This is a genomic window from Kushneria sp. Sum13 (assembly GCF_052692355.1).
This window is the reverse complement of sequence record NZ_CP199847.1, coordinates 18,943-43,957: the sequence shown is the minus strand read 5'-3', so window position 1 is coordinate 43,957 and position 25,015 is coordinate 18,943. Positions and strand designations below refer to the sequence as shown.

The following is a 25,015-nucleotide window of genomic DNA, read 5'->3' as shown; positions in this document are numbered from 1 at the left end:
CGTCCAGGGCCTGCCATCAAAAGGGCCGGCCCGGCTCTCCCAGATCCCAGAACAGTCCCGCCATGCCGGCAAGCCCCTGCGTTACGATGTGTTCGGGCAAATGCTCGTTGGGCGCATGCTGCTGACATGAAGGGTAGGAGTGCGGGACCCATACCGTTGGCAGCCCGAGTACATCAGCGAAGCAATGATTGGGAATCGTGCCGCCCAGATTGGGCAGCAGATGGACCGTCTCTCCCAGACTCTGCTGCATCGACGCCTGCACAAAGCCCACCCAAGGATGACCGGGATCAAGGCGCGTTGCGGCGTAGCCGCCCTCTGACGCAAGCGTCACCGCTTCAAACCCGTGCGCATCCAGATGCGCCCGCAGCTGCTCCCCCAGCGCCTGCCAGTCAGAGCCTTCCACAAATCGCAGCTGACAGATAGCCTCCGCCCGGGCCGGAATGGCCGCTACCGGTTGATCGGTTGCGCCCGCCGACAGCCCCAGCACCTCAAAGGTGTTGGCACCATAAAGCCTTTCACCAAAGGTCATCCCCGGCTCGCCCCAATCGGCATTGAGGGCAGGGTCGCCCCGCTCTCCCCCCACCGGCAGATCACGCACAAGCGCGCGTACCGAATCCGGCATGGCCGGGGCACGCAGAAAGTCTGCCCGCAGGGTGCCCTGCTCTGACACCAGCGTGCTCAGCGCATGGACCATCACCCACGCCGGATTGGTAATCACCCCACCCCAGTTGCCGGAATGGCGGGCGCCGTTGCCCGGATCCAGCGTCAGGCGGAATCGATACATGCCGCGGGAGCCAAGAAACAGGGTCGGCATGTCATGGCGAATGCGGGGGCCATCGGAGGCCACGAAAAGATCCGCCGACAGGGCCTCGGCATGGCGGCGACAGGTTTCTTCAAGCCCCGGCGAGCCGATCTCTTCGCCCATCTCGAACAGGATCTTGAGATTAAATCCCAGACGGCCTTCCCGCGCCGTGATGACGGCCTCAAGCGCCGCCAGGTTGATGCTGTGCTGACCCTTGTTATCGGCCGCACCGCGCCCGTAGAGCCGGCCCTCCTGCATTGTCATCTGCCAGGGCGTGAGTCCGATCTGCCACTGGTCATCCTGCCCCGGCGTCACATCCCCGTGACCGTAAATCAAAAGCGTCGGCAGCTCCGGAGCTTCCAGCCGCTGCCCCATCAAAAGCGGCGGGCCATCCGGCTGCGGATTCTCAAGTGGCTGACAGGTAAAGCCCAGTCGGGCCAGCAGGGGGGCGATTTCATCAGTGATATAGTGATCAAGCGCGTCACGACAGTTCGGGTCCTGACTCACCGTGCGACAGGCGATGCGGCGGGCGAGATCCTCCGCCAGGCGCCCCGAATGCCATGTTTCCAGCGCAAGGAACAGGGCGTGTTCACGAGAATACGAAGACAGTGACATGTTGACTCCAGACAGCGCCATCAGAGGCCATCGGGCACCAGCGCCCGACAGGGTGACAGCGTGTTTCACTTTCGACAGGCCTGCAACAGGGAGCACATGCCGCAGGACCTTCCAAAACCCTTGATCGCATTGTTTGAAGGATGCGAAAACGATAGGCTCTAAAATACTCATTTTGAGTATAATTATTCAGGAGCCTGCCATGACCGTGACGACTGCCTGCCCGGAAGTCTCATCAGCCCGGGATATCGAGTCGCTGCTGCCCTCTTATGATGCTGATGTGGCGCGCCAGACCGATGCCCTGTATGCCCGGGTGGAAGACCATGTCAGCGCCAGCGACTGGCCGGCCATGGCTCGACGGGTATATGCCATCCGAAAGCTTCAGCGCGAGCAGGACGCCGTGATTCTGGCGCATAACTACATGCCGCCGGAAATCTACGCGCTGGTCGGTGATATCTGCGGTGACTCGCTGGCCCTGGCGCGCGAGGCCGCCAAAAGCAGCGCGCACACCATCGTGCAGGCCGGCGTGCACTTCATGGCAGAAACCTCAAAGATTCTCTGCCCGGACAAGCGCGTGCTGCTGCCCGACACCGAGGCCGGCTGCTCGCTGGCCGCCTCGATTACCGGCGCACAGGTGCGTGAGCTGAAATCACGCTATCCGAAAGTGCCGGTCGTGACCTACGTCAACACCAGCGCCGAGGTAAAGGCTGAATGCGACATCTGCTGCACCTCGTCCAACGCCCTCGCCGTGGTGGAAGCGATCGCCGCCGAATGGGGCGTCGATCAGGTCATCATGCTGCCCGACGAGCATCTGGCGCGTAATGTGGCGGCGCGCACGCACCTGTCGGTTCTGGTCTGGCAGGGCAGCTGCGAGGTCCACGAGCAGTTCACCTCCGCCCAGGTGGGCGCCATCCGCCGCCGTCATCCCGGCGTCCGGGTGCTGGCTCACCCCGAGTGCCCGACAGAGGTGCTGGACGCCGCCGACTTTTCCGGCTCGACCGCAGCCCTGGAGCGCTGGGTCGATGATCACCGCCCCGAACAGGTGCTGCTGCTCACCGAGTGCTCGATGAGTGACAATCTGATCAGCCGCCACCCGCAGATCGAGTTTGTCCGCAGCTGCACGCTTTGCCCGCACATGCAGCGCATCACTCTGGACGGCATTCTGGGCGCGCTGGCCTGGGGCCAGCATGAAATAACGCTGGATGACGCCATTGCCGCGCGCGCCCGACGCGCCATTGAGGCGATGCTGGCGCTCCCTGATCCCGTAACGCCGGCCGATTTCACCCGACCGGCTCGCACGGCGCATGTCGAGGTAGTGTCATGAGCCTCCTCAACCGCGATATTGCCCCGCTGCCCAATATCCTTCTCGACCCCATCGTGATCGCCGCACTGGCGGAAGATCTCGGCCGCGGCGGCGATATCACCAGTGACGCGCTGATCGATGCCGATCACATCAGCCGCCTGCAGCTGCGGCCGCGTCGACCCGGCGTGCTGGCCGGCATGGATGTACTGGCCCGGGTGCTTTATCACGTCGATACCCGTATTCACCTCGAGGTTCATCGCCATGACGGCGAGCACCTGCAGACCCTTGACCCCATCGCCACCCTTGAAGGGCCGACCCGGTCGCTTCTGACCGCCGAGCGAACCGCACTCAACTTCCTGACCCGGCTCTCCGGCATTGCCACCCTCACCCGCACCATGGTCGATCAGCTCGAAGACTGCACCGCGCGACTGGCCTGCACGCGCAAGACCACGCCCGGTCTGCGGGCACTGGAAAAGCGCGCCGTGCGTCTGGGCGGTGGGATCAATCATCGCCTGGGGCTGGATGACGCCATGCTGATCAAGGACAACCACATCGCCGCGGTCGGCAGCATTACCCATGCCCTGGCACGGGCCCGCGCGCAGCTGGGTCACCTGCGCATGATCGAGCTGGAAGTCGACACCCTTGAACAGCTCGAGGAGGCCCTGGTTACACCGCCACATGCCATCCTGCTCGACAACATGGGCCTTGAAGACCTGCGCCACGCCGTGACCATGACCCAGGGACGCTGCCTGCTGACGGCTTCCGGCGGTATTGACGCCCAGCGCCTTCGCGAGATCGCCGACACTGGCGTGGACCTGATTGCCGTGGGCGCCCTGACCCACTCGGCGCCGCAGCTCGATATCGGGCTGGATGCGACCGGGTGAAACATTGTCTGTTACACGCCACGCGATGACCGCGGAGAACCAGGGTAGTCTTGCCCACGAGGCGGGTTTGATGGCATTGCCAGAACCATGGGGCACTGCCGTCAGGCTGATGAGCAGGGCGATGAATCTTTCGGGGCAATCATGGCCGAAATTGTCCGATTTCTGCCATTTTGGCTCTCGTGGCTTCTTCATGAGCGGCATAAGCTGGATGTGTCTTTAAATCTTCGAGAAACTCAAAATGTCCGCGACTGCTCTGCTGCTCATTGATGTTCAGGCCTCCTTCCCGGCCAAAGACTACTGGGATGACACTCTAGCCGAGGCATGGCGTCCGTATCAGCATCGTCTGCTCGATCTGGCCTGCATCACCGGAACCCCCATCATTCGCATTTTCCATGAAACCCCTGCCAGTGGCGGGGCCTTTGATCCGTCCAAAGGACTGATACATCCGCTGGAGGGTTTCGAGGACAAGGCTGCAGTGACCTTTCACAAGACGGCGCACAATGCCTTCAGTGATACGGGACTCGAGCGCTGGCTACGACGTCACCATATCGATCGTCTGGCGATCAGCGGCATCCGTACCGAACAGTGCTGCGAGACCACTGCACGTGTTGGGTCTGACCTGGGCTTCGATATCGATTTTGTCAGTGAAGCGACGCTCACCTTTCCGATGCAGCGGGGCGGCCGCACCTGGCCTGCCGAAGAAATACGTGCCCGCACAGAGCTGGTGCTGGAAGATCGCTTTGCACGCATCGTGACCGTCGATACTCTGACGGCAGAATGGCAAGAACGGAGCGTTGCTTGAACGATCAATCCAGGTGTTCGTCACTGGAAATTGGCGTTTTGATGCTGCCAGGTCAGGTCCCGCTGGATCTGGCCGGTCCGCTACAGGTATTGCTCAGTGCCGAGCAGCTTGGGGCACCTCTGAATCTGCATTTTTTTGGACCGCAGTCTTCCCTGCCCTGGCTTGGACCACTGCAACTCTCCGGCATTGCCCCACTGCCGAGCATGCCACTGTCGCTCGATTTGCTGGTGATACCTGGTCAATACCGGGCTCATACGTCCTCCGACATTCGGCATCAGGCTATCAAGTGGCTGCAGCAGCAAACACCGTACTGCAGTCAGGTAATGGCGATCTGCTCTGGAGCACTGCTGCTGGCAGCAGCGGGAATGCTTGACGGCCGTCGCTGTACAACCCATCACGCCCTGCTGGAGGAACTTGGCCGAATTGCCCCGCAGGCTCGCGTCCAGGGCGATTGTATCTTCATTGAGGACGATCGCTTTCTAACCAGTGCCGGTATCTCGACCGGCATCGACACCATGTTGCACTGGCTGACAAAGCAGCTGGGTCAATATCTGGCTCAGCAGGTCGCGCGGGAATTGGTACTTTACTGGCGACGCAGTGGCCAGGAACCTCAACTAAGTGTCTGGCTAGAGGGACGCAATCACGTCGACCACCGTATCCATCGGCTACAGGACGCTCTTGCTGCTGACCTGGCCTATCCATGGACACTGGCGGAGATGGCCACCAGGTCAGCCATGAGCGAGCGCCATTTGAGACGGCGCTTCAGTGCGCTGACCGGTCTGTCACTCATGGATTATTTGATGCGACTACGATTGCAGCTCGCACGCCAGTTGATGTGCGAAACCGACTGGCGGCTGGCACGCATTGCCGAAGTCAGCGGTTTTGGTGATGACCGACAATTGCGGCGTGCATGGCAGCGTTTTGAACATGTACCGCCGGCCACATGGCGGCGTACACGACAGCCATGACAAAAAGGCACAGAGGCCCGCGCGCCTCGCCTGCTAGAATGACGCGTAAATTCTGTTGTCACGCTTCTCAAAGGATGAAGAGATGAGCATCGATCCCCATGCAGGGCAGTTGCCCGACGAGCACCGCCTCGCCAATCTGCCGCGTCTGGTGTCGCGCTACTACAGCGAGCGCCCCGACGTGTCGGATCCCGCCCAGCAGGTGTCCTTTGGTACCTCCGGTCATCGCGGCTCATCGCTGAAAACCAGCTTCAACGAGTGGCACATCCTGGCCACCACCCAGGCGATCTGTGACTACCGCCAGGCGCAGAACATCACCGGGCCGCTGTTTATCGGCATGGACACGCATGCGCTGTCCGAGCCCGCGTTTGTGTCGGCACTTGAAGTACTGGCCGCCAACAAGGTTGAGACCCGCATTGACGCCGGCTGTGAGGAAACGGGCGGCGAGCCGGGCTATACGCCCACGCCTGCGCTGTCGAATGCGATTCTTAACCACAACCGTGATCGTGACCGCGATCTGGCCGATGGCATCGTGATCACGCCGTCGCACAATCCGCCGGTGGATGGCGGTTTCAAGTACAACCCCACCAACGGTGGCCCGGCCGATACCAACATCACCAAATGGATTCAGGAGCGGGCCAACGAACTGCTGGCCAACGATCTTGAAGGTGTGAAGCGCGTCAGCTATGCCGAGGCCCTCAAGGCGCCCACCACACAGCGCTTTGACTTCATCGACAGCTACGTCTCGGGCCTTGAAAAGGTCATCGACATGGCCGCGATCCGTGACTCGGGACTGACCTTCGGCGTTCATCCGCTGGGCGGGGCCGGCGTGCACTACTGGACCCGTATTGCCGAGCGTTATCAGCTGCCGCTGGAGGTGATCTCCACCACCGTGGACGCCACCTTTCGCTTCATGCGTCTGGACTGGGACGGCAAGATCCGCATGGACTGCTCCTCGCCCTACGCCATGGCCGGCCTGATCGAGAACAAGGACCGCTTTGACGTCTCCTTTGCCTGCGACACCGACCATGACCGTCACGGCATCGTGGCGCGCTCCACCGGCCTTTTAAATCCCAACCACTATCTGGCCGTGGCGATCGAGTACCTCTTTACCCATCGTCCACAGTGGGGCGATCAGGCCGCGATCGGCAAGACGCTGGTCTCCTCGTCGATGATCGACCGTGTGGCCGCTGGCATCGGCAAGCCCGTGGTCGAAGTCCCGGTAGGCTTCAAGTGGTTCGTGGACGGTCTGATGGACGGCAGTCTGGGCTTTGGCGGCGAAGAATCCGCCGGCGCCTCGTTTCTGACCTTTGACGGCAAGCCCTGGTCGACCGACAAGGACGGCATCATTCTCGGCCTGCTGGCCGCGGAAATGACCGCCGTGACCGGCAAGGACCCGGGCGAGCGCTATCAGGCGCTGACCGAGCGCTTTGGCGCGCCGGTCTATGCCCGCGTCGACGCTCCGGCCGATCGCGACCAGAAGGCCCGCCTTGGCAAGCTCTCCCCCGAGCAGGTCACGGCTTCCGAGCTGGCCGGTCATGCCATCACCCGCAAGCTCACCGAAGCGCCCGGCAACGGTGCGGCCATCGGCGGGCTCAAGGTGGAAACCGAGGCCGGCTGGTTCGCCGCGCGCCCGTCGGGTACCGAAGACGTCTACAAGATCTACGCCGAAAGCTTTGAAGGCGAAGATCACCTCAAGCGCATTCAGGAAGAAGCCAAGGCGCTGGTGGACGGCGTGCTCAAGGGCTGATCCCCCCCTGGCGACAGGATAGAAGGACGAGAAGATTAAAAAGGCCGGCGATTGCCGGCCTTTTTTGTGTCAAAGCGGGTGAAAGGCGTTACGGGGCCGCCTCTACTGGCCCGAGTTGTCCGGGCGCTCCATATCAAAGCGCACGCTCTCATTGATGGTGTAATAGGTGGTTGGCCCACCAGCGCGCAGGATCGGCTCGGCGGCGGCGGTCTGATAGATGCCGTCTTCCAGCAGATGCTGATCGATGTGGACGCCCACCACTTCGCCCATGACCAGCCAGGTATCGAGCTTTTCGCCGTCGGCGGATTGCAGCTGGATCAACTGGGTCAGCCGGCATTCGAACGACACCGGCGCTTCCAGTACGCGCGGCACCTTCACCACGTTTGAGGCGGCCGGCGTCAGCCCGGCCAGCGCAAACTCATCTACATCGGCACCCACGCTGGCGCTCGAGGTGTTCATCTTCTCGGCCAGCGGCTGCGTGGCCAGATGCCAGCAGAACTCGCCGGTGGCCTCGATGTTGGCCACGCTGTCCTTCCAGCCGGCGCTGGCAAAACCAATAATCGGCGGCGCGGCACAAAAGGCATTAAAAAAGCTGTAGGGCGCCAGATTGAGCCCGCCCTCGGCATTTTGTGAGGAGACCCAGCCAATCGGGCGTGGGGCAATGATCGCCTTGAAGGGGTCGTGCGGCAGGCCGTGGCCCTTGCGCGGCTCATAAAAGTGAAACGACTCGGTCATGAACGCTCTCCGGTGTTGCGGTATCGATTAGTCTGCGAACCACTATAGCAACGACCGGCTCTGTTAACCGGCTTCGTTGACCGGTGTCATCGACCGCCGCTTGCAGCGTTTGATGCCAGCGCCGACAATCGTTGCCCTATCATTCATGCCGCCCTTGCCGGCCCTTGACCTTTCGGAACTAGCATGCTCGATCAGGACACCATCAGTGCGCTGGCCACGCCGCCCGGGCGCGGCGGCGTCGGCATCATCCGCCTCTCCGGCGCCAGAACCGCCGAGCTCGCCCGCGCCATGCTCGGCTTCGATCCCGAGCCCCGACGTGCCCACTACGGTCCCTTTCTGGGCGCCGAGGGTCAGGTACTCGATGAAGGCATCGCGCTGTGGTTTCCAGGGCCCAACTCGTTTACCGGCGAGGACGTGCTGGAGCTTCAGGGCCACGGCGGCCCGGTCATCATGGACTGGCTTCTGGAGCGCACCGTAGCGCTGGGCGCGCGCCTGGCACGCCCCGGAGAGTTCTCCGAGCGGGCCTTTTTAAACGACAAGCTCGATCTGGCGCAGGCCGAGGCGATTGCCGATCTGATCGAGGCCAGCTCGCGCGCGGCGGCCGAAAACGCCCTGCACTCGCTGCAGGGCGAGTTCTCGACTCGGGTACAGGCGCTGGTGCAACGCCTCATTGAGCTGCGCATCTTTGTCGAGGCCGCCATCGACTTCCCCGAAGAAGAGATCGACTTTCTGGGCGACGGTCGCGTCGCTGAAATGCTCTCGAATGTGCGGGCAAGCCTTTCCGAGGTGCGCGCCAGCGCCGCTCAGGGCGCGCTGATGCGTGAAGGCATGAGCGTGGTGATCGCCGGGCGCCCCAATGCGGGCAAATCGAGCCTTCTCAACGCCCTGACCGAGCGCGAAACCGCGATCGTCACCGACATTGCCGGCACCACCCGGGACGTGCTGCGCGAGCACATTCATCTGGATGGCATGCCGCTTCACATCATCGACACCGCCGGCCTTCGTGACACGCCGGATGCGGTGGAAAAAATCGGCGTCCAGCGCGCCTGGGCAGAGATCGAAAAGGCGGATCGGGTGCTTTTGATGGTCGACAGTCGCGAAAGCGGTGAGCTTGACCCGATGGCGATCTGGCCCGAATTCGTCGAGCGCCTGCCCGACCCGTCAAAGCTCACCCTGGTGCGCAACAAGATCGATGAAAGCGGCGAGACCAGCGAGCCTGACCTTGCCATCACCCCGCCGGTGATTCGCCTGTCCGCCACCACGGGCGCCGGCGTGGAGCACCTGAAAGCGCACCTCAAGGGCGTGATGGGCTTTCAGTCGACCAGCGAAGGCCGCTTCTCCGCCCGCCGTCGCCACCTTGATGCCCTTGATCGTGCCGGGCAGGCGCTGACCCACGGCGCAGATCAGCTGGCCGGTGCCAGTGCCGGCGAGCTGCTGGCCGAGGACCTGCGCGCCGCCCAGGATTCGCTTGGTGAGATTACCGGCGAATTCACCGCCGATGAATTGCTGGGCGAGATTTTTGGCAGTTTCTGCATCGGTAAATAAATTCATATCGGCCAACACGTGCTGCAGAAAAGGCGGTCCGACGCGTTCGCCGGCCGCGGTTTTGCCAGTCAAACGATATCGTGCCCGGGGCGGCTGCCCCGCGCTCAAGGAAAGTTGCCATGCCCCTTCATGACGTGATCGATCCACAGGCGTCTTCCATCGACTACCTGCTGCTCGATGTCTTTACCGCCACCCCCTTTCAGGGCAACCCGCTGGCCGTATTCCCTGATGCAGGCGCCCTGAGCGCCCGAGTCATGCAGCAAATGGCGCGCGAGCTCAACCTGTCGGAGTCGGTGTTCATGACTGCCACCGCCATGCCGGGCGTGTTTGACGTGCGCATCTTTACGCCGCATCAGGAGCTGCCCTTTGCAGGGCATCCCACCATCGGTGCGGCCTGGCTGTTGCGCGAAATCGGCTGGCATGACGATCAGACCCCGCTGATTCTGCGCGAACGGGCCGGTGACGTCCCCATTCGCTTTGATGGTGAGCAGGCCTGGCTCAGCACACCCAACCCCTTGAGCCTCGATCCAAGTCCGCTGTCGCGTTCAAACGCCGCGGCCCTGCTGGGACTCTCTGTAGAGATACTGATCGGTGAGCCGGTGGTCGGCTCTACCTGCGGCTCGCCCTTTCATCTGATCAGGCTGTCCTGCGTGGAGGCACTGGGCGAGGTTCGCGCCAACCCGGCACTGCTGCCGGAGGTGCTTAGAGCCGAGCACGGCGCCAATGTCTATCTGTACGTCGAGGAAGGGGAGCGCTGCATTCAAACGCGCAAGCTGCGCATCAGTGATCAGGTCGTGGAAGACCCGGCCACCGGCAGTGCCGCCGCGCCGCTGGCCGGTTATCTGGCCCAACAGTCACCGCAGACCGGCACGCTGGAATACACCATCATGCAGGGCCTCGAGATGGGCCGGCCCAGCCGCATCGGCGTGCTGGTCGACAAGACCGGCCAGGACATCACGGCCATTCACGTGGGCGGAACGGCCGTGGTCATCGGCGAAGGCCGCCTTCGTCTCTAGACCGTCTTTAGATAGGGCGACCGGCTCAGGCCGCCCGGGACTGGCGCTCATGACGCCGTGCCAGCATCCAGATAACCAGGCCGCCCAGCGCCAAAAGACAGCCCACCACGCCGGTCGAGCGAAAGCCAAAGCCCAGCGCCAGCGTCATGCCCGCAAGCCACGGGCCGAGGGCATTGGCCATGTTGAAGGCCACGTGGTTGAGCGCCGCCGCCATGTTCTGCGCCTCGCCGGCCACATCCATCAGGCGGGTCTGCAAAATGGTGCCCAGCGCCCCGCCGATGCCGATGCAGAAGACATCAAGGCTGATCAGCCACGGGTTGCCCGCCACCAGCGGGAAAACACCCAGCGCCACCGCGCTCCAGATCAGAAGGGCGCCCGCAGTGGGCATTAGTGAGCGGTCGGCAAAACGCGGCACGACAATATTGCCGATCGTCATGCCCAGACCAAAGACGGCCAGCACCAGCGGAATGGTGGCAGAAGACATCTGCGTCACGCTGTCCAGCGTCGAGGTCAGATAGGTATAGACCGAAAACATGCCGCCAAAGCCTACCGCGCCGATGGCCAGTGTCAGCAGCACGGCGCCGTTTTTCAGCGCCCGCAGCTCACCCTTGGCACTGCGCTCGCTGGCCACGCCCGTTCTGGGCGCATACAGGGCGATCATGACCACGGTCAACAGGGCCAGAGTGGTCACCAGCCAGTACCCGGAGCGCCAGCCGATGGCATTACCCAGCCAGGTCGCCAGCGGCACGCCGACGATGGTGGCCACTGTCAGGCCCAGCATGACCATGCCCACTGCACGCGTGCGCTTGCCGCTGGTCACGACCGAGGCCGCCATCAGGGCCGCCAGCCCGAAGTAGGCGCCGTGCGGCAGGCCGCTCAAAAAGCGAAACAGCACCAGCGAGCTGTAGCTTGAGGCCAGCGCGCTCATGGCGTTGCCAAGCGCAAACAGGGTCATGAGAATCAAAAGCAGCCATTTTCGATCGATACGCGCCGCCAGTACGGTAATGACGGGCGCGCCGATGACCACGCCCAGTGCATAGGCGCTGATGATGTGACTGGCCGTGGACGGATCGATCTGCATGTCATGCTGAATAAAGGGCAGCAGACTCATGGTGGCAAATTCGGTCGTACCGATGGCAAAGCCACCAGTGGCCAGCGCCAGAAGAACAAGCAGGGGATGGGTATGACGAACCATGAAGCCTCGCAGAGGAATGAAAAAGGCGATCCTCACCACCACGCCGGTCGGGGCGCGGGAGACGAGGGATCAGTATAGGGGTCAAAACGTCGAAGGCGCCGCTAGCGGTTTACGCTCGGCACCCGGTTATACTGTCATGACATCAAACCGGACCCGGATTTTAGACTATGGTCGAAGCATCACGCCACGGCGAATACAAGGTGCCCGGCGGCAAGCTGCTGGTCGCCGACATCACCATCGACGATGGCCGGCTGGCCGCGGTGCGACTGTCGGGGGACTTTTTCCTTGAGCCCGATGACGCGCTCGACGCCATCAATCAGGCACTGGTGGGCGCAAGCGTGGCCACCGGGGCCGAAGAGCTTACCGAACGCGTGCGCCAGGCGCTGCCGGAAGGCACCGTCATGGTGGGCCTGTCGGCGCCGGCGGTGGCCACTGTCATCCGCCGGGCACTGGCGGGCGCCTCCGACTGGCGCGAGCATACCTTTGGCCTGATCCATCGCCCGCCGGAATCGCCGGCGCTGCACATGGCCCTTGATGAAGTGCTCACCCGGGAAGTCGCCGAGGGCCGGCGCGGCCCGACGCTGCGGGTCTGGGAGTGGGACCGCCCGGCCGTGATCATCGGCAGCTTTCAATCGCTGTCCAATGAGGTCGACATGGACGCCGCCCGCGCGTTCGATATCGAGGTCGTGCGCCGCATCAGCGGTGGCGGCGCGATGTTCGTCGAGCCGGGCAACACCATCACCTGGTCGCTGATCGTGCCGGAAACGCTGGTCGAGGGTCTGTCGTTTGTCGAAAGCTACGCCTTTCTCGACGAGTGGGTGATTCAGGCACTGGGCGACATGGGCATCCGCGCCTGGTATGTCCCCATCAATGACATCACCTCCGAAGGCGGCAAGCTGGCCGGCGCCGCGCAAAAGCGCCTGAACGGTGCCGTGCTGCATCACGTCACCATGGCCTACGACATCGATGCCGAGCTCATGACGAACGTGTTGCGCATCGGCCGCGAGAAGCTCTCCGACAAGGGCATCACCAGCGCCGGCAAGCGCGTCGACCCGCTGAGAAGCCAGACCGGTCTGTCACGCGAGGCCATTATCGAGCGCATGGCGGCCTCCTTTGGCGCGCGCTACACACTCACCCCTGACGATGTTCGCCCTGAGGAACTGACCGCGGCGCAGGCACTGGCCGAATCAAAGTTTCAGGACGAGGCGTGGCTGACCCGCGTGCCCTAGCCCGACCGGGTGACGGGCCGCGTCAGCCAGGGACCGCTGATCGAAAACTGTCAGTCAAAAACCGTCAGTCAAATACAATGTCGGCAGCCTTGTGCTCGGCCTTGTGCTCGGGCTCGACGTGAATGGTGATACGCACCTCGCCCAGCGCCTGACGCAGCCCGGCTTCGATGCGATCACAGATTTCGTGGGCGTGAAACACCGTGGTCTCGCCGGGGACCACAAGATGAAAATCGACAAAGGTGGCGCGGCCGGCATGACGAGTACGCACGTCGTGGGCCTCGACGGCGCCTTCGCCGGTCACAAAGATGACATGATGGATCAGTTCCAGGGTATCGGGCGGCACGGCTTCATCCATCAGTCCGCTCAACGATTCCCGGATCACCTGCGCCCCCGACCAGAGAATATTGATGGCCACGATAATCGCTACCAGCGGGTCCAGCAGCCACCAGTGGGTCGTCATGGCAAGCCCGACGCCAATGATGACACCGGCCGAGGTGACCACGTCGGTAAAGAGATGACGACCATCGGCGACCAGCGCCGGCGAGCGTTCGCGGCGACCAATACGGATCAGCACGCGCGACCAGACCGCGTTGATCAGGGTGGCCACCAGACTGAAGACAATCCCCATCAGCGGCAGCTGAAGCGGCTGCGGGTCCATGATCCCGGTCACGGCCTCGCGCAGGATCAAAAGCGCCGCGATGACAATCATCACGCCTTCCAGCACGGCGCTGAAAAACTCCGCCTTGTGATGGCCGTAGGGATGATTGTCATCGGCCGGCATGGCGGCCACCCGAATGGCAATCAACGCCGCCACGGCAGTGACCACGTTGACCATGCTCTCCAGCGCATCCGAGAGCAGGGCCACCGAGCCTGTCAGTGCATAGGCCAGCGTCTTGAGACCAAGCACGGCAAAGCCTACCAGCAGGCTGGTCCAGGCTATTTTCATCGTGGTGGACACGATCATTTCCTCACGCGTTGAAGCGCCCTAGCGTAATCGTCACCGCCGACAACAACAACGTGAATCCGGAATCAAACCACCCCGCAGTGCGTGACCCTTTGTTACACTGCCAGGGGCTCTGCCCTGATGTCCATCCATCCTTTTGATCGAATCAACGCCCATGGCGCTACGCCGACTGCTGCTCGATTTTCTGGCGACTCATCGCCGTGCCTATCTGCTGGCCATTCTGGCACTGCTGGCAGTGGGGCTTCTCAACATGGCCCTGCCCTGGTGGGCCGGTCGCATGATCGATGCCCTCAATGAGGGGCGCATCGACATGCCCGGGCTCTGGCGCAGTGGCGCGGTTCTGGTGGCCGTGGCACTGGCGATGTATGGACTGCGCTATGTGTGGCGCATCCTGCTGTTTGGCGCCTCCTACCAGCTGGGCGTGGCCCTGCGCGACCGCTTCTATGAAAAGCTGACCCGGCTGGACCCGGGCTTTTTCCAGCAAAGGCGCAGCGGCGATCTGCTGGCACGCTCGACCCAGGACATCGATGCGGTGGAAGTAGCTGCCGGGGAAGGCGTGCTCTCAAGCGTCGACGGGGCGCTGACCCTGCTTCTGGTGCTCTCCATGATGATCATCGTGATCGATGCGCCGCTGGCGCTGATCGCGCTGATCCCCTTCCCGTTCATGGCCTGGGGCTTTTATCGGGTAGCCAGTCGGGTGCAGGGCTATTTCGGTCAGTCGCTGGCACGCTTTTCCGATCTCAATGACCGCACCCAGGAGGCCATCGCCGGGCTGCGGCTGCTGCGCCAACACTCGCTGATCGAGGCCGAGATTGCCGATTTCGACCAGCGGGCCGAGGCCCACGCCCGGGCCAACTACCAGGTACAGCGCATGGAGGCGCGCTACGACCCGGTCGTTTTTCTGGCGCTGGGCAGTGCGACCCTGGCCACCATTGCCGCCGGCAGCTGGCGCTATCTGAGTGACGCGATCACGCTGGGCGAGCTGACCAGTTTTACCCTGTATCTGGTCCAGCTGATCTGGCCGATGTTTGCGCTGGGCTGGTGTCTCAACATTCTTCAGCGCGGCGAGGCGGCCGCACGACGGCTGACCGAGTTCTTTCACGAGCGCGAAACCATCGATGATGCGGGCGAGCGGACCACGGTGCCCTCCCCGGCCCTTCACATCGCCATCGAGGCATTTACCTATCCACTGGCGACCACTCCGGCACTTGCCGATATTGAACTGGAGATCACGCCCGGCCGGACCGTGGGGATCGTGGGCGCCACCGGCAGCGGCAAGTCGACCCTGATTCGCCTGCTGCTGCGCCAGTATCCGCTGACCCACGGCACGCTCATCCTGGGTGAGCATCCGCTGGGCGACTATCAGCTGGGCACCCTGCGCTCGATGTATGCCTATGTCCCGCAGGACCCGTATCTGTTTGCCGCCACGCTGGGCGAAAACGTGGCGCTGGGCGTGCCTGACGCCAGTGACAGCGAGATTCGGGCGGCTCTGGAGGCAGCGGCCTTCGGCCCGGATCTGGCTCGCCTGCCCGAGGGGCTCGACACCCGCATTGGCGAGCGCGGCGTGACACTGTCAGGCGGTCAGCGTCAGCGAGTGGCACTGGCCCGTGCCCTGCTCTCTCCGGCACCGATTCTGCTGCTCGATGACACGCTTTCGGCGGTCGATCAGACCACCGAGCAGCAGCTTCTGAAAACTCTGGAAGGCGAACATGAGCGCACCTGTCTGATCGTGAGCCATCGGCTGTCGGCGGTGCGCCATGCCGACCACATCGTGGTGCTGGATCAGGGCCGTGCCGTCGAGCAGGGTCGCCATGAGGCCCTGCTGGCCCGGGGCGGCCACTACGCCCGGCTGTGGCAGGAGCAGCAGATCCGCGGTGAGCAGATTCACGGTGAGGAATTCCCGTCATGATCAACCGTCGCCTGCTGGCCCTGATGCTGCGCCCGCTGCTCAAGGACCGTCGCCGTCTGGTGCTGGCGCTGATGCTGCTGTTGACCGCTACCGGCATGGACGTGCTGGGCCCATGGCTGACCAAGCATTATATCGACAGCTATCTGGTGCCACGGGATCTGCGCCCCGAGCCGCTGGTCATCCTGCTGATGCTGTATGTCGGCAGCCAGATTCTGGCCGCCCTTGGCCGCTATCTGCAGACGCTCTATTTTGCCCGCATTGCGCTTGATGCGGTGCATGCCCTGCGCAAGCGCGTTTTTCGCCATGTGATGCATCTACCCCAGCACGTTCATGACGCCACGCCTACCGGTGAAATGGTGGCGCGGGTGACCAATGACACCGATGACCTGCGCGAGCTCTACGTCGAGTTTCTGGCCACCGTTTTGCAGAATCTGATGCTGTTGATCGGCATTCTTGTCGCCATGGCGCTGATGGATGTGAAGCTGATGTTGATTGCCGCGACCCTGATTCCGGTGGCGGCCGTGATCATCTGGGGCTATCAGCGCGCCAGCGGCCCGGCCGCGATGGAGGTACGCCGCCTGCGTGCCGGCCAGAATGCCCGGATCAACGAGGCGATCGGCGGCATGAGCGTGCTGCAGGCGTTCAATCAGACCGAGCGCTTTCGAACGCGCTATCACGACCTTAACGTGGCGCAGTATCACGCCCGGCTGCACACCATTCGTATTTCGGCGCTGTTGTTGCGCTCGGCGCTGGATCTGGTGGGCGTGATCATTCTGGCCGCGCTTTTGATCGGTTACGGCGCCGACAGTCTGGTGGGCGGCGCCGAAATTGGCGTGCTGTATGCCTTCGTGACCTGGCTTGGGCGCGTGTCCGAACCCCTGATCGAGATCACCCAGCGCTTTAACATCTTTCAACAGGCGGGCGTGGCCGGCACGCGGCTGCTCTCCCTGCTGCACCGCCCGCAGGCGGCCGCCGGTGACGATACACGGGCGATCCAGTCGGCCGACTACCGGCTCGAGCGCGTGAGCTTTCGCCATCATGGTGCCGAGGCCAATACGCTTGATGACGTGACGCTCGAGATTCCCGAAGGGCGCTTCATCGGTCTGGTCGGCCATACCGGCAGCGGCAAGTCCACGCTGCTGGACCTGCTGGGCGGGCTGCAGCCGGCCTTTGGCGGTCAGCTGCTGCTGGACGGCCGACGTATCGACACCCTGGCGCCGTCGGTGATCAATACGGTGATGGCCAGCGTCCCCCAGGAGCCCTTCATTCGCTCGACCACCCTCAGGGACAATCTGTTGATGGGGATCGAGGCCGATGAGGCTGCCATGGCACGTGCCATTGATGAAGCCCAGCTGCGCGAGCTGATTGACCGTCTCCCCGATGGGCTCGAGACACCGCTGGGCGAGCGGGGCCTGACGCTGTCCACCGGTGAGCGCCAGCTGCTGGCGCTGGCACGGGCATTGCTGCGACAGCCGCGCATTCTGCTGCTGGATGAAGCCACCGCCAGCGTGGACAGCCTGACCGAGTCGCGCCTCAATCGGGCACTGGCCGCCCTCAAGGGACGCGTCACCATGGTGGTGGTCGCCCACCGGCTCTCGACCATTGCCGGGGCCGATGAGGTCGTGGTGATGCAGGCCGGGCGGGTAATCGAGCGCGGCGCGCCCGAACGTTTGCTTGAACACCAGGGCGGCGCCTATTACCGGCTCTGGCATCAACCCGGCCCGCTCGATGATTAATTCTCTAAATGATGGATTCAGGGATTCAGACCCCATGGCGGCTTGCCGTTAATGGCTGTCGATGCTATTTACGTACCACGCTGAATGTTTACCGGCTCTGGCATACCTCAAGGGCCCGGCACGCTCGGGACATCGCGACAGTGCCTGATCGCCATGCCAGGCTATAGTCTGCAGGTATTAATACTGACAGGGCCTGCTCTGATCGGTATCCCCTGGTTGTTTCAAACACAATCGACCCGGGCTGACTTCGGAGAGAACCATCACCACGCTATCTGAGCCTTCACAGCCCCTGCGGGTCTGTCATGAATGCGATCTGGTCAGTACCGTGCCGCCGCTGGCGTGCTCGGAAAGTGCCCGCTGCCCGCGCTGTCAGCATGAGCTGATGGTGCGAAAGCGGGCGCCTGCCCAGCAGGCGCTGGCGCTGGCCATCGCCGCCGTCGTGGCGCTGGTCACCTCGCTGGCCTTTCCGTTTATCTCCTTTTCGGCCCGCGGCCTTGAGCGTGCCATCAGTCTGACCGATGCCATGGCAACTCTTTCCACCGGCAACTACATCATGCTGGCCGTGGTGCTGTGGATGGTGCTGTTGCTGCTGCCGATGCTTTATCTGGGCATGGTGATCGTGATCCATACCGCCTTTTTGCTGGGGCGTCGTCCGCCTCGTGGCATGCTGATGCTGCGCACCCTGCGCCATATCGAACACTGGATGATGGCCGATGTGTTCCTGATCGGCGTGCTGGTGAGTCTGGTCAAGATTTTGTCGCTGGCCAGTATCGGCTTCGGGGTCTCTTTCTGGTCCTTTTGTCTGTTTGTGGTGCTGATGCTTTTGATCTCGCGCAGCGTGGATCGTGACTGGCTCTGGAACGTCATGGCTCCGGAGCCGGCCCCGCCGGCGCATGCGCGCACCGGGCGTACCGCGCAGTCGCAGAAGCTGGTGGGCTGCCCGGTCTGCAGTACGGTCAACGACTATTACCATCACAAGGCGTGTTACTGCCGGCGCTGCGGCGAAAAACTGCACATGCGTCACCGTCACAGCGTGCAAAAGACCCTGGCGCTGCTGCTGGTGTCGGTCATCCTCTACATTCCGGCCATGATCCTGCCGATCATGACCGTCTCGAGTCTCAACGACACGACGACCCAGACGGTTATCGGCGGCGTACTGCTGCTGATCAACCATGGCGACTACCCGATTGCCGCCATCATCTTTCTGGCCAGTGTGGTCATTCCGGTCGCCAAGCTGATGGCGCTTTTCTGGCTGTGCCTCAAGGTGGGCCGACCACAGCCCTGGCGGCCCGAAGTGCGCATGACCCTGTACCGGATCACCGAATTCATCGGGCGCTGGTCGATGATCGATGTCTTCGTGGTGGCGCTGCTGGCCGCGCTGGTCCAGCTGGGCGTGTTGATGCATGTCTCTGCCGAGCCCGGCATCATCGCCTTCGGCGGCGTGGTAATTTTGACCATGATCGCCGCGATGAGCTTTGATCCGCGCCTGATCTGGGACGCCGCCGATCATCCGGACCTTGAAAACAACGATATTTCCACATTATCCCCTCAGCCGGTGGTTGCAGGGAAAGCACAGGACACGGGGCCATGAGCGAGACCGAGACCACCGCGCAACGAAAGAAGCATCGCCACATCTCTCCGGTCTGGCTGATCCCCCTGATCGCGCTTTTGATCGGCGGGTGGATGCTCTATCACACCCTCTCCTCGCGCGGGCCGGAAATCACGCTGATCATGAACAATGCCGAAGGCATTGATGCCGGCAACACCATGATCAAGGCGCGAAACGTGGATGTGGGCGAGGTCACATCGGTCTCGCTGTCGGAAGACACCTCACATGCCGTGATCAAGGCACGCATGAACCCGGGCACCGACCGCCTGCTCAACGAGGACACCCGCTTCTGGGTGGTCAAGCCGCGCATCGGCCGTGAAGGCATCAGCGGGTTGAATACCGTGCTGTCGGGCGCCTATATCCAGCTGCAGCCGGGGCATTCGGAAAACGCCCAGGACAGCTTTGAAATGCTCGAACAGCCCCCCGTGGCACCGCCGGACGCCAAAGGGCTGCGGCTGCATCTGACCAGCGCTGCCGCAGGCTCGCTCAATGTCGGTGATCCGGTCCTGTTTCAGGGCTTCACTGTCGGGCGGGTCGAAAATCTCGAATTCGATACCGAAGACCGGGTGGTGCACTATCAGCTCTTCATTCAGGAACCCTATGAGGACCTGGTCACCAGCAATACCCGCTTCTGGCTGGCCTCGGGCATCAATTTCGACCTGACCTCGGAAGGCTTCTCGCTGGGACTGGGCTCGCTGGAGTCGCTGGTCAGCGGCGGCGTAACCTTTGGCGTGCCGGAAGATATTCCGCCGGGTGAGCCGGTCGGTGCCAACAGCAACATGGTCTTTTCGCTGTACAGCGATGAAGAAAACGCCCTGCAGGGCAGCTTCAGCCACTATCTGCGCTATGTCGTGATGATCGATGACACCGTGCGCGGGCTGTCCCGCGGGGCGCCGGTCGAGTATCGCGGCGTGCGCATCGGCACCGTGGATACCGTGCCCTATCGCATCGATCTTCTGCAGGAAAATCAGGTCGAGGGCTTCCGCATTCCGGTGCTGATCCGCATTGAACCCCAGCGCCTGCAGGCGAAGGTGGACGAAGAGTCGCTCAAGGACTGGCGAGCCCGCATCGACACCATGTTCAAAAACGGGCTGCGGGCGTCACTCAAGACCGGCAACCTCTTCACCGGGGCGCTGTTTGTGGACACCAATTTCGTGGAAGATCCGTCAAAACAGACGCTCAAGGACTACAACGGCGTGGCCGTGTTCCCCAGTGAACCCGGCAGCTTTGCCCAGATCGAACAGAAAGTGACCGGCCTGCTCGACAAGCTCAACAACCTGCCGGTGGAGTCGTCACTGGACCGGCTGGATGCCACGCTTGCCAGCTCCGAATCGCTGCTCAACGAGCTCAACGAGACCGCCGGCAGCCTCAACGAAGTGCTCAATGACGAGAGCACCCGCGCCCTGCCCGGTGATGTCCAGCACACGCTGCGCAGCATCGAGCAGACGCTGTCGAGCTACTCGAGCGAGGCACCGGCCTATGGCGAGCTGACCTCGACGCTGAAAAGCCTTGAGCAGCTGATGCGCTCGCTGCAGCCGGCAGCGCGCACCATCAGCGAGAAACCCAATTCGCTGATCTTCAATCGCGGCGAGATTCAGGATCCGCAACCGAGGGCCCGTCCATGATGATGCCACTTCTCAACGCGTCCGGTCGCGGCGCAGCGCTGGTGGCACTGGCGCTGCTGGCCGGCTGCGCCGGTCAGTCCACCGAGTTTCATCGCTATACGCTGCCGCTGGCCGATCAGCGCACTGCCGCCGCCGAACCCGGGGTGTCACTGCCCGACAGCGCGCCCACGGTGGCGGTGTCGTCGGTACGGCTGGCGGACTATCTCGACGGCCAGGGCGTGGTCTATCAGACCAGCGATATCGAGGTGAACGAGGCACAGGCCAATCTGTGGGCCGACAGTCTGAGCGCCCAGCTCACCCGGAGCCTGCAGCGCACGCTGAGCGACCGGTTAAAGGATCATCGTGTGCTGGGCGAGACCCTGTCCGGCGATCGTGCCGATACCGGGGTGCGGATCACGCTGTCACGTTTTCAGGGTCGCTATGACGGCATGGCCGTGCTGGCCGGACAGTACCAGCTGCGCAACGCCGGCGGCGGTCTGCTGGCTCAGCAGCCTTTCGAGATTGAACGTCCGCTTGAGGATGACGGCTATCCGGCGCTGGTGCGCACTCTGTCACAGGGCTGGGAGAACGTGGGTGAGCAGATTGCCGACGAGATTACCCGGCAGGAGCAGATGGCATCGAGCACCGGCTTGCCGGCACGTTCGACACCGGCCACGACGCCCTGAGCCACTGACGACTCGTGAACCAGTGGGGCTCTAAAAATAGGGCTCTGAAACGACAAAAGGCCCGCCGACATGGCGGGCCTTTTGCTGGCGTCATTGAAGCGCGCATCAGGGCCGTTCGGGCATCCACCAGTCACTGGCATGGGACGCCTGATCGCCATACAGCGCGGCCAGCGAAGCAAACGCCTCGTCAAGCTGTGTTTCCAGCTGCCATGGCGGGTTGAGCAGCAAAAGCCCCGAACCATACAGGCCGCGTTCGCCGACCGGGTCATGCCGGATCAACTCGCTGCGCCACACCTTGGCGATGTTGTGGCTTTTGACAGCGTCCAGCAGGCGCTGATGTCGCGCGTCACCCAACAGCGGATACCAGATCAGCACGACCGCGTGTCGCACCTGATGCACGACCTGCGCAAGCGTTGAGGCGACCGCTTCATACTCGTCCTTCACTTCATAGGACGGGTCGATCAGCACGCAGAGCCTGGGCGTTCGAACCGGCAGCTGATGGACCAGACCGCCGAGACCGTCGCGCTTGAGCCGCCGAACATGGGGCGTTTCAAGCCGGGCATCTTCCAGATGGCGATGCTCGCCGGGATGCAGCTCATAAAGGGTCAGGCGATCGTTGTCACGCATGGCGCGGGCAAACCACCAGGGTGAGCCCGGATAGCGCGACAGCGTGTCTGCATCGTCCTGAAGGGTGGCCAAGGCGTCACACCAGCGCGCCACAAGCCCGGATTGCCGATCACGCGAGCGCCACAGCGGCAGGACACCGTCACGGTATTCGCCAAGCCTTGCGGTCTCGGCGGCCGCCAGCGGATAGTGACCGCGCCCGGCATGGGTGTCGATCAGGCTCAGGGCCGAGCCCTTTTCCATCAGGCGCTCGATCAGCGCAAACTGGGCCAGATGCTTGTGCACATCGGCAAAGTTGCCGGCATGCCATGCATGTTGATAGGAAAGCACGCTCCCTCCTTGAAAAAAACGTCGCCGCAGTCATGAGACTGCGGCGACGATACGGCCGGCAGGGCTGCCGATCCGGTGATCAGCCGTTGCCGTTGGGCACGAGCGTGACCGTGACGCGACGGTTCTGTGCGCGACCATCGGGCGTATCGTTGCTGGCCACGTAGTTGCTGGCGCCGTAGCCCTGCATGATCAGGCGATTGAAGTTGACGCCACCGCGGGCCAGATAGTTGCCCACCGCCTGAGCACGCAGCTCGGACAGACGCTGGTTGTAGGCCGCCGCACCGGTCGAATCGGTGTAACCGGCAATATTGACCAGGGTATCAGGATACTCGCCGAGTACCTTGATGACGCCATCCAGCGGGCGATGAATCTGCGAGGACAGCTCGCTGGAATCGCTGCCAAAGGTGATGGCGCTGGGCATGTTGAGCTGAATCTGATCGCCCACGCGATTGACGCTCACGCCCGTACCCTGCATTTCCTGGCGCAGCTTGGCTTCCTGAGCGTCCATGTAATAGCCAACGCCGCCGCCGGCGGCCGCGCCCACGGCAGCGCCGATCAGGGTCTTGTCGAGACGATGGTTGCCACTTTTGGTAGCGCCAGCCACGCCGCCGAGCAGCGCACCAATGCCCGCGCCCTTGGCCAGGCTCGACGTCTGCTGCTCATTGCTATAGGGATTGGTGGTGGTACAGCCTGTGGCGGCCATGACGACCGCCAGTGGTGCCGCCATCCAGATGCTTTTCTTCACGTCCTGCTCTCCTGTGAATACCGTTCGGGACATATATCAATACACATGCCCGACCTTGCTGAATCTGCAGAGCCATCACGGCCCTGGCATGTGGCCCGTCATGAGCGGGCCAGAACCGAATCATCGCACAGCGCCAGCAAATCGTTGAGAAACAAAAGCCCCAGCGGGGTGGCCTGAATGCGTGAGTGTGTCTCAAACATCAGCTCGCGGGCGATGGCCGCTCTAGTGTGAGCGTCCAGGCGCGCATCGTCGAGTCCGGTATGACGCTCCCAGAGCGCGCGGGGCACCCCGTCGCCCAGGCGCAGGGCGTTCATCAGAAACTCGAGCCCGCGCTCATCGCGTGAGAGCTTGCGTTGACCGGCCACGAAACCACTGGGGTCACCATGACGGGCCAGATAGGTCTCGGGCTGGCGCGTTTTCCAGCGCCGCTCGATTTCAAGGCCCTGATCCACCAGACGGGAAATCTTGCCATGGGCGCCGGCCCCGATGCCCAGATAATCCCCAAAGCGCCAGTAGTTCAGATTGTGGCGCGCCTCGTGTCCGGGGCGTGACCAGGCCGAAATCTCGTAGCGCTGAAAGCCGGCGCCCTCCAGACGGGCCTGGCCGGCATCCTGAATATCGGCCAGCACGTCCTCTTCGGGCAGCGTCGGCGGGCGCGAATAAAAGGCCGTATTGGGCTCAAGCGTGAGCTGATACCAGGACAGATGCGAGGGGGACAGCGCCAGCGCCTGGTCGATATCCGCCAGTGCCGTGGCCATCGTCTGTTCGGGCAGGCCGTGCATCAGATCGATATTGATCTCGTCAAAGCCGACCTCGCGTGCGGCGGTGATGGCCTTGACGGCCTCATCAGCGTTATGGATACGGCCCAGCCGGGCCAGCGCGTCGTTGTCAAAGCTCTGCACCCCGACCGACAGCCGGTTGATGCCGGCGCGGCGAAAATCGGCAAAGCGCTCGCGCTCAAAGGTGCCCGGATTGGCCTCCAGGGTAATTTCGATGTCCGGTGCCAGCGTCATGCGCTCGCGAATACCGGCCAGCAGCCTTTGATAGCCGGCACCGCTGACCAGGCTGGGCGTACCGCCGCCAATGAAAATTGACGTCAGTACCCGATTCTGAACATCGATCAGCTCGGCGTCGAGGTCGGCCAGCAGCGCATCGATATAGGCGGTTTCAGGCAGGGCCTGCGAAAGCGTATGAGAATTGAAGTCGCAGTAGGGACACTTGCGCACGCACCATGGAACATGGATATATAGCGCCAGGGGCGGCAGGGAGGACATCAGCGCTCCAGCTGCTCGAGCAGAGCGGCCAGCGCGCGGCCGCGGTGGCTGATCCGGTTTTTGAGCTCGGGGGAAAGTTCAGCCACGCTTGAGCCCTGTTCGGGCACCCAGAACAGGGGGTCATAGCCAAACCCGCCCTCGCCGCGCGGCAGGGAAAGGATTTCACCGGGCCAGCTGCCCTGAACAATAATGGGCACCGGGTCCTCGGCATGGCGCATATAGACAAGCACGCAGTGGTATTGCGCGCCACGCTGTCCCTCGGGGATGTCGGCCAGCGCCTCGAGCAGCCTGTCGTTGTTGGCCTGGTCATTGCTGGCCCGGTCATCACCCTGAGCGCCGCTGTAGCGCGCCGAATAGATGCCCGGGGCGCCGCCCAGTGCCGTGACGGCAAGGCCCGAGTCATCGGCCAGTGCCGGCAGACCGCTGCCAAGACAGGCCGCACGCGCCTTGAGCAGGGCATTTTCAACAAAGGTCAAGCCGGTCTCTTCAACGGCCGATATACCATGATCGGCCTGAGCGGTAAGCTCCCATGCCAGCGGTTCCAGCAGCTCGCGGAACTCCCGCAGCTTGCCGGCATTGTTGCTGGCGACAACGAGAGAGCGTGTAGCAGACATAAGGCATGATCCCCTGGTGTGATTGACGCGCCCATTTTAAAGCGCCATGTCATCACACTGGAACATATTGTTGCGGATTGGC

The 25,015-nt window shown here is 62.9% G+C and carries 21 protein-coding genes; 13 read left to right on the top strand and 8 right to left on the bottom strand.

Going from position 1 to position 25,015, the window contains the following annotated elements; genetic code table 11:
• Nucleotides 1-16: 16 nt before the first annotated feature.
• Nucleotides 17-1,417: a M20 family metallopeptidase gene (locus tag ACUN8C_RS00200; RefSeq protein ID WP_445620380.1), complete on the bottom strand. Its 1,401-nt coding sequence runs from the start codon at nt 1,415-1,417 to the stop codon at nt 17-19.
• Nucleotides 1,418-1,616: 199 nt separating this feature from the next.
• Between ACUN8C_RS00200 and nadA the strand changes: the two genes are divergently transcribed.
• The 5 genes from nadA (at nt 1,617) to pgm (ending at nt 7,118) form a co-directional block, all read left to right on the top strand.
• The gene (gene nadA, locus ACUN8C_RS00195; RefSeq protein ID WP_445620379.1) at nt 1,617-2,738 is read left to right on the top strand and encodes a quinolinate synthase NadA; all 1,122 of its coding nucleotides are present in this window, start codon (nt 1,617-1,619) and stop codon (nt 2,736-2,738) included.
• Nucleotides 2,735-3,601, top strand: coding sequence for a carboxylating nicotinate-nucleotide diphosphorylase (gene nadC / locus ACUN8C_RS00190; protein ID WP_445620378.1), 867 nt, complete (start codon nt 2,735-2,737; stop codon nt 3,599-3,601). The genes nadA and nadC overlap by 4 nt, the downstream gene beginning before the upstream one ends.
• 238 nt (nt 3,602-3,839) lie before the next feature.
• Nucleotides 3,840-4,403: an isochorismatase family protein gene (locus tag ACUN8C_RS00185; protein ID WP_445620377.1), complete on the top strand. Its 564-nt coding sequence runs from the start codon at nt 3,840-3,842 to the stop codon at nt 4,401-4,403.
• On the top strand, nt 4,400-5,371 hold the full coding sequence (locus ACUN8C_RS00180; protein ID WP_445620376.1) for a GlxA family transcriptional regulator: 972 nt from the start codon (nt 4,400-4,402) through the stop codon (nt 5,369-5,371). The genes ACUN8C_RS00185 and ACUN8C_RS00180 overlap by 4 nt, the downstream gene beginning before the upstream one ends.
• 82 nt (nt 5,372-5,453) lie before the next feature.
• Nucleotides 5,454-7,118, top strand: coding sequence for a phosphoglucomutase (alpha-D-glucose-1,6-bisphosphate-dependent) (gene pgm, locus ACUN8C_RS00175; protein WP_445620375.1), 1,665 nt, complete (start codon nt 5,454-5,456; stop codon nt 7,116-7,118).
• A gap of 102 nt (nt 7,119-7,220) precedes the next feature.
• On the opposite strand, the gene ACUN8C_RS00170 is transcribed toward pgm, so the two are convergent.
• Nucleotides 7,221-7,853, bottom strand: a complete 633-nt coding sequence (locus ACUN8C_RS00170; protein ID WP_445620374.1) for a flavin reductase family protein — start codon at nt 7,851-7,853, stop codon at nt 7,221-7,223.
• A 183-nt stretch (nt 7,854-8,036) separates the two neighbouring features.
• Here ACUN8C_RS00170 and mnmE point away from each other — a divergent pair, with 183 nt between their 5' ends.
• The gene (gene mnmE, locus ACUN8C_RS00165; RefSeq protein WP_445620373.1) at nt 8,037-9,398 is read left to right on the top strand and encodes a tRNA uridine-5-carboxymethylaminomethyl(34) synthesis GTPase MnmE; all 1,362 of its coding nucleotides are present in this window, start codon (nt 8,037-8,039) and stop codon (nt 9,396-9,398) included.
• Nucleotides 9,399-9,517: 119 nt separating this feature from the next.
• On the top strand, nt 9,518-10,414 hold the full coding sequence (locus tag ACUN8C_RS00160) for a PhzF family phenazine biosynthesis protein (RefSeq protein WP_445620372.1): 897 nt from the start codon (nt 9,518-9,520) through the stop codon (nt 10,412-10,414).
• A 25-nt stretch (nt 10,415-10,439) separates the two neighbouring features.
• On the opposite strand, the gene ACUN8C_RS00155 is transcribed toward ACUN8C_RS00160, so the two are convergent.
• Nucleotides 10,440-11,609 (bottom strand): MFS transporter, encoded by a 1,170-nt coding sequence (locus ACUN8C_RS00155; protein ID WP_445620371.1) that lies wholly within the window; start codon nt 11,607-11,609, stop codon nt 10,440-10,442.
• 167 nt (nt 11,610-11,776) lie between these two features.
• On the opposite strand from ACUN8C_RS00155, the gene ACUN8C_RS00150 reads away from it, so the two are divergent.
• Entirely contained in the window at nt 11,777-12,838 is a 1,062-nt protein-coding gene (locus ACUN8C_RS00150; protein WP_445620370.1) for a lipoate--protein ligase family protein, read from the top strand.
• Between the two features lie 64 nt (nt 12,839-12,902).
• Here ACUN8C_RS00150 and ACUN8C_RS00145 read toward each other — a convergent pair whose 3' ends face one another.
• Nucleotides 12,903-13,796, bottom strand: coding sequence for a cation diffusion facilitator family transporter (locus ACUN8C_RS00145; protein WP_445620369.1), 894 nt, complete (start codon nt 13,794-13,796; stop codon nt 12,903-12,905).
• A gap of 160 nt (nt 13,797-13,956) precedes the next feature.
• Between ACUN8C_RS00145 and ACUN8C_RS00140 the strand changes: the two genes are divergently transcribed.
• The 5 genes from ACUN8C_RS00140 (at nt 13,957) to ACUN8C_RS00120 (ending at nt 21,346) form a co-directional block, all read left to right on the top strand.
• On the top strand, nt 13,957-15,711 hold the full coding sequence (locus ACUN8C_RS00140; RefSeq protein ID WP_445620368.1) for an ABC transporter ATP-binding protein: 1,755 nt from the start codon (nt 13,957-13,959) through the stop codon (nt 15,709-15,711).
• Nucleotides 15,708-17,447, top strand: a complete 1,740-nt coding sequence (locus tag ACUN8C_RS00135; RefSeq protein WP_445620367.1) for an ABC transporter transmembrane domain-containing protein — start codon at nt 15,708-15,710, stop codon at nt 17,445-17,447. The genes ACUN8C_RS00140 and ACUN8C_RS00135 overlap by 4 nt, the downstream gene beginning before the upstream one ends.
• A gap of 241 nt (nt 17,448-17,688) precedes the next feature.
• Nucleotides 17,689-19,038, top strand: a complete 1,350-nt coding sequence (locus ACUN8C_RS00130) for a PqiA/YebS family transporter subunit (protein WP_445621883.1) — start codon at nt 17,689-17,691, stop codon at nt 19,036-19,038.
• On the top strand, nt 19,035-20,681 hold the full coding sequence (pqiB, locus tag ACUN8C_RS00125; RefSeq protein WP_445620366.1) for an intermembrane transport protein PqiB: 1,647 nt from the start codon (nt 19,035-19,037) through the stop codon (nt 20,679-20,681). Before ACUN8C_RS00130 ends, pqiB begins: the two co-directional genes overlap by 4 nt.
• Nucleotides 20,678-21,346, top strand: a complete 669-nt coding sequence (locus ACUN8C_RS00120; RefSeq protein ID WP_445620365.1) for a PqiC family protein — start codon at nt 20,678-20,680, stop codon at nt 21,344-21,346. The genes pqiB and ACUN8C_RS00120 overlap by 4 nt, the downstream gene beginning before the upstream one ends.
• A 105-nt stretch (nt 21,347-21,451) precedes the next feature.
• On the opposite strand, the gene ACUN8C_RS00115 is transcribed toward ACUN8C_RS00120, so the two are convergent.
• From ACUN8C_RS00115 to rdgB, 4 genes are all read right to left on the bottom strand, one after another.
• Nucleotides 21,452-22,300: a 23S rRNA (adenine(2030)-N(6))-methyltransferase RlmJ gene (locus tag ACUN8C_RS00115; protein ID WP_445620364.1), complete on the bottom strand. Its 849-nt coding sequence runs from the start codon at nt 22,298-22,300 to the stop codon at nt 21,452-21,454.
• Nucleotides 22,301-22,379: 79 nt separating this feature from the next.
• Nucleotides 22,380-23,045 (bottom strand): OmpA family protein, encoded by a 666-nt coding sequence (locus tag ACUN8C_RS00110; RefSeq protein ID WP_445620363.1) that lies wholly within the window; start codon nt 23,043-23,045, stop codon nt 22,380-22,382.
• 98 nt (nt 23,046-23,143) lie between these two features.
• A complete protein-coding gene (hemW, locus tag ACUN8C_RS00105; RefSeq protein ID WP_445621882.1) occupies nt 23,144-24,322 on the bottom strand; it encodes a radical SAM family heme chaperone HemW in 1,179 nt (392 codons plus the stop codon).
• Nucleotides 24,319-24,933 carry an RdgB/HAM1 family non-canonical purine NTP pyrophosphatase gene (rdgB, locus tag ACUN8C_RS00100; protein WP_445620362.1) on the bottom strand — a complete coding sequence of 205 codons (615 nt, stop codon included), beginning with the start codon at nt 24,931-24,933 and terminating at the stop codon, nt 24,319-24,321. Before rdgB ends, hemW begins: the two co-directional genes overlap by 4 nt.
• Nucleotides 24,934-25,015 lie beyond the last annotated feature (82 nt).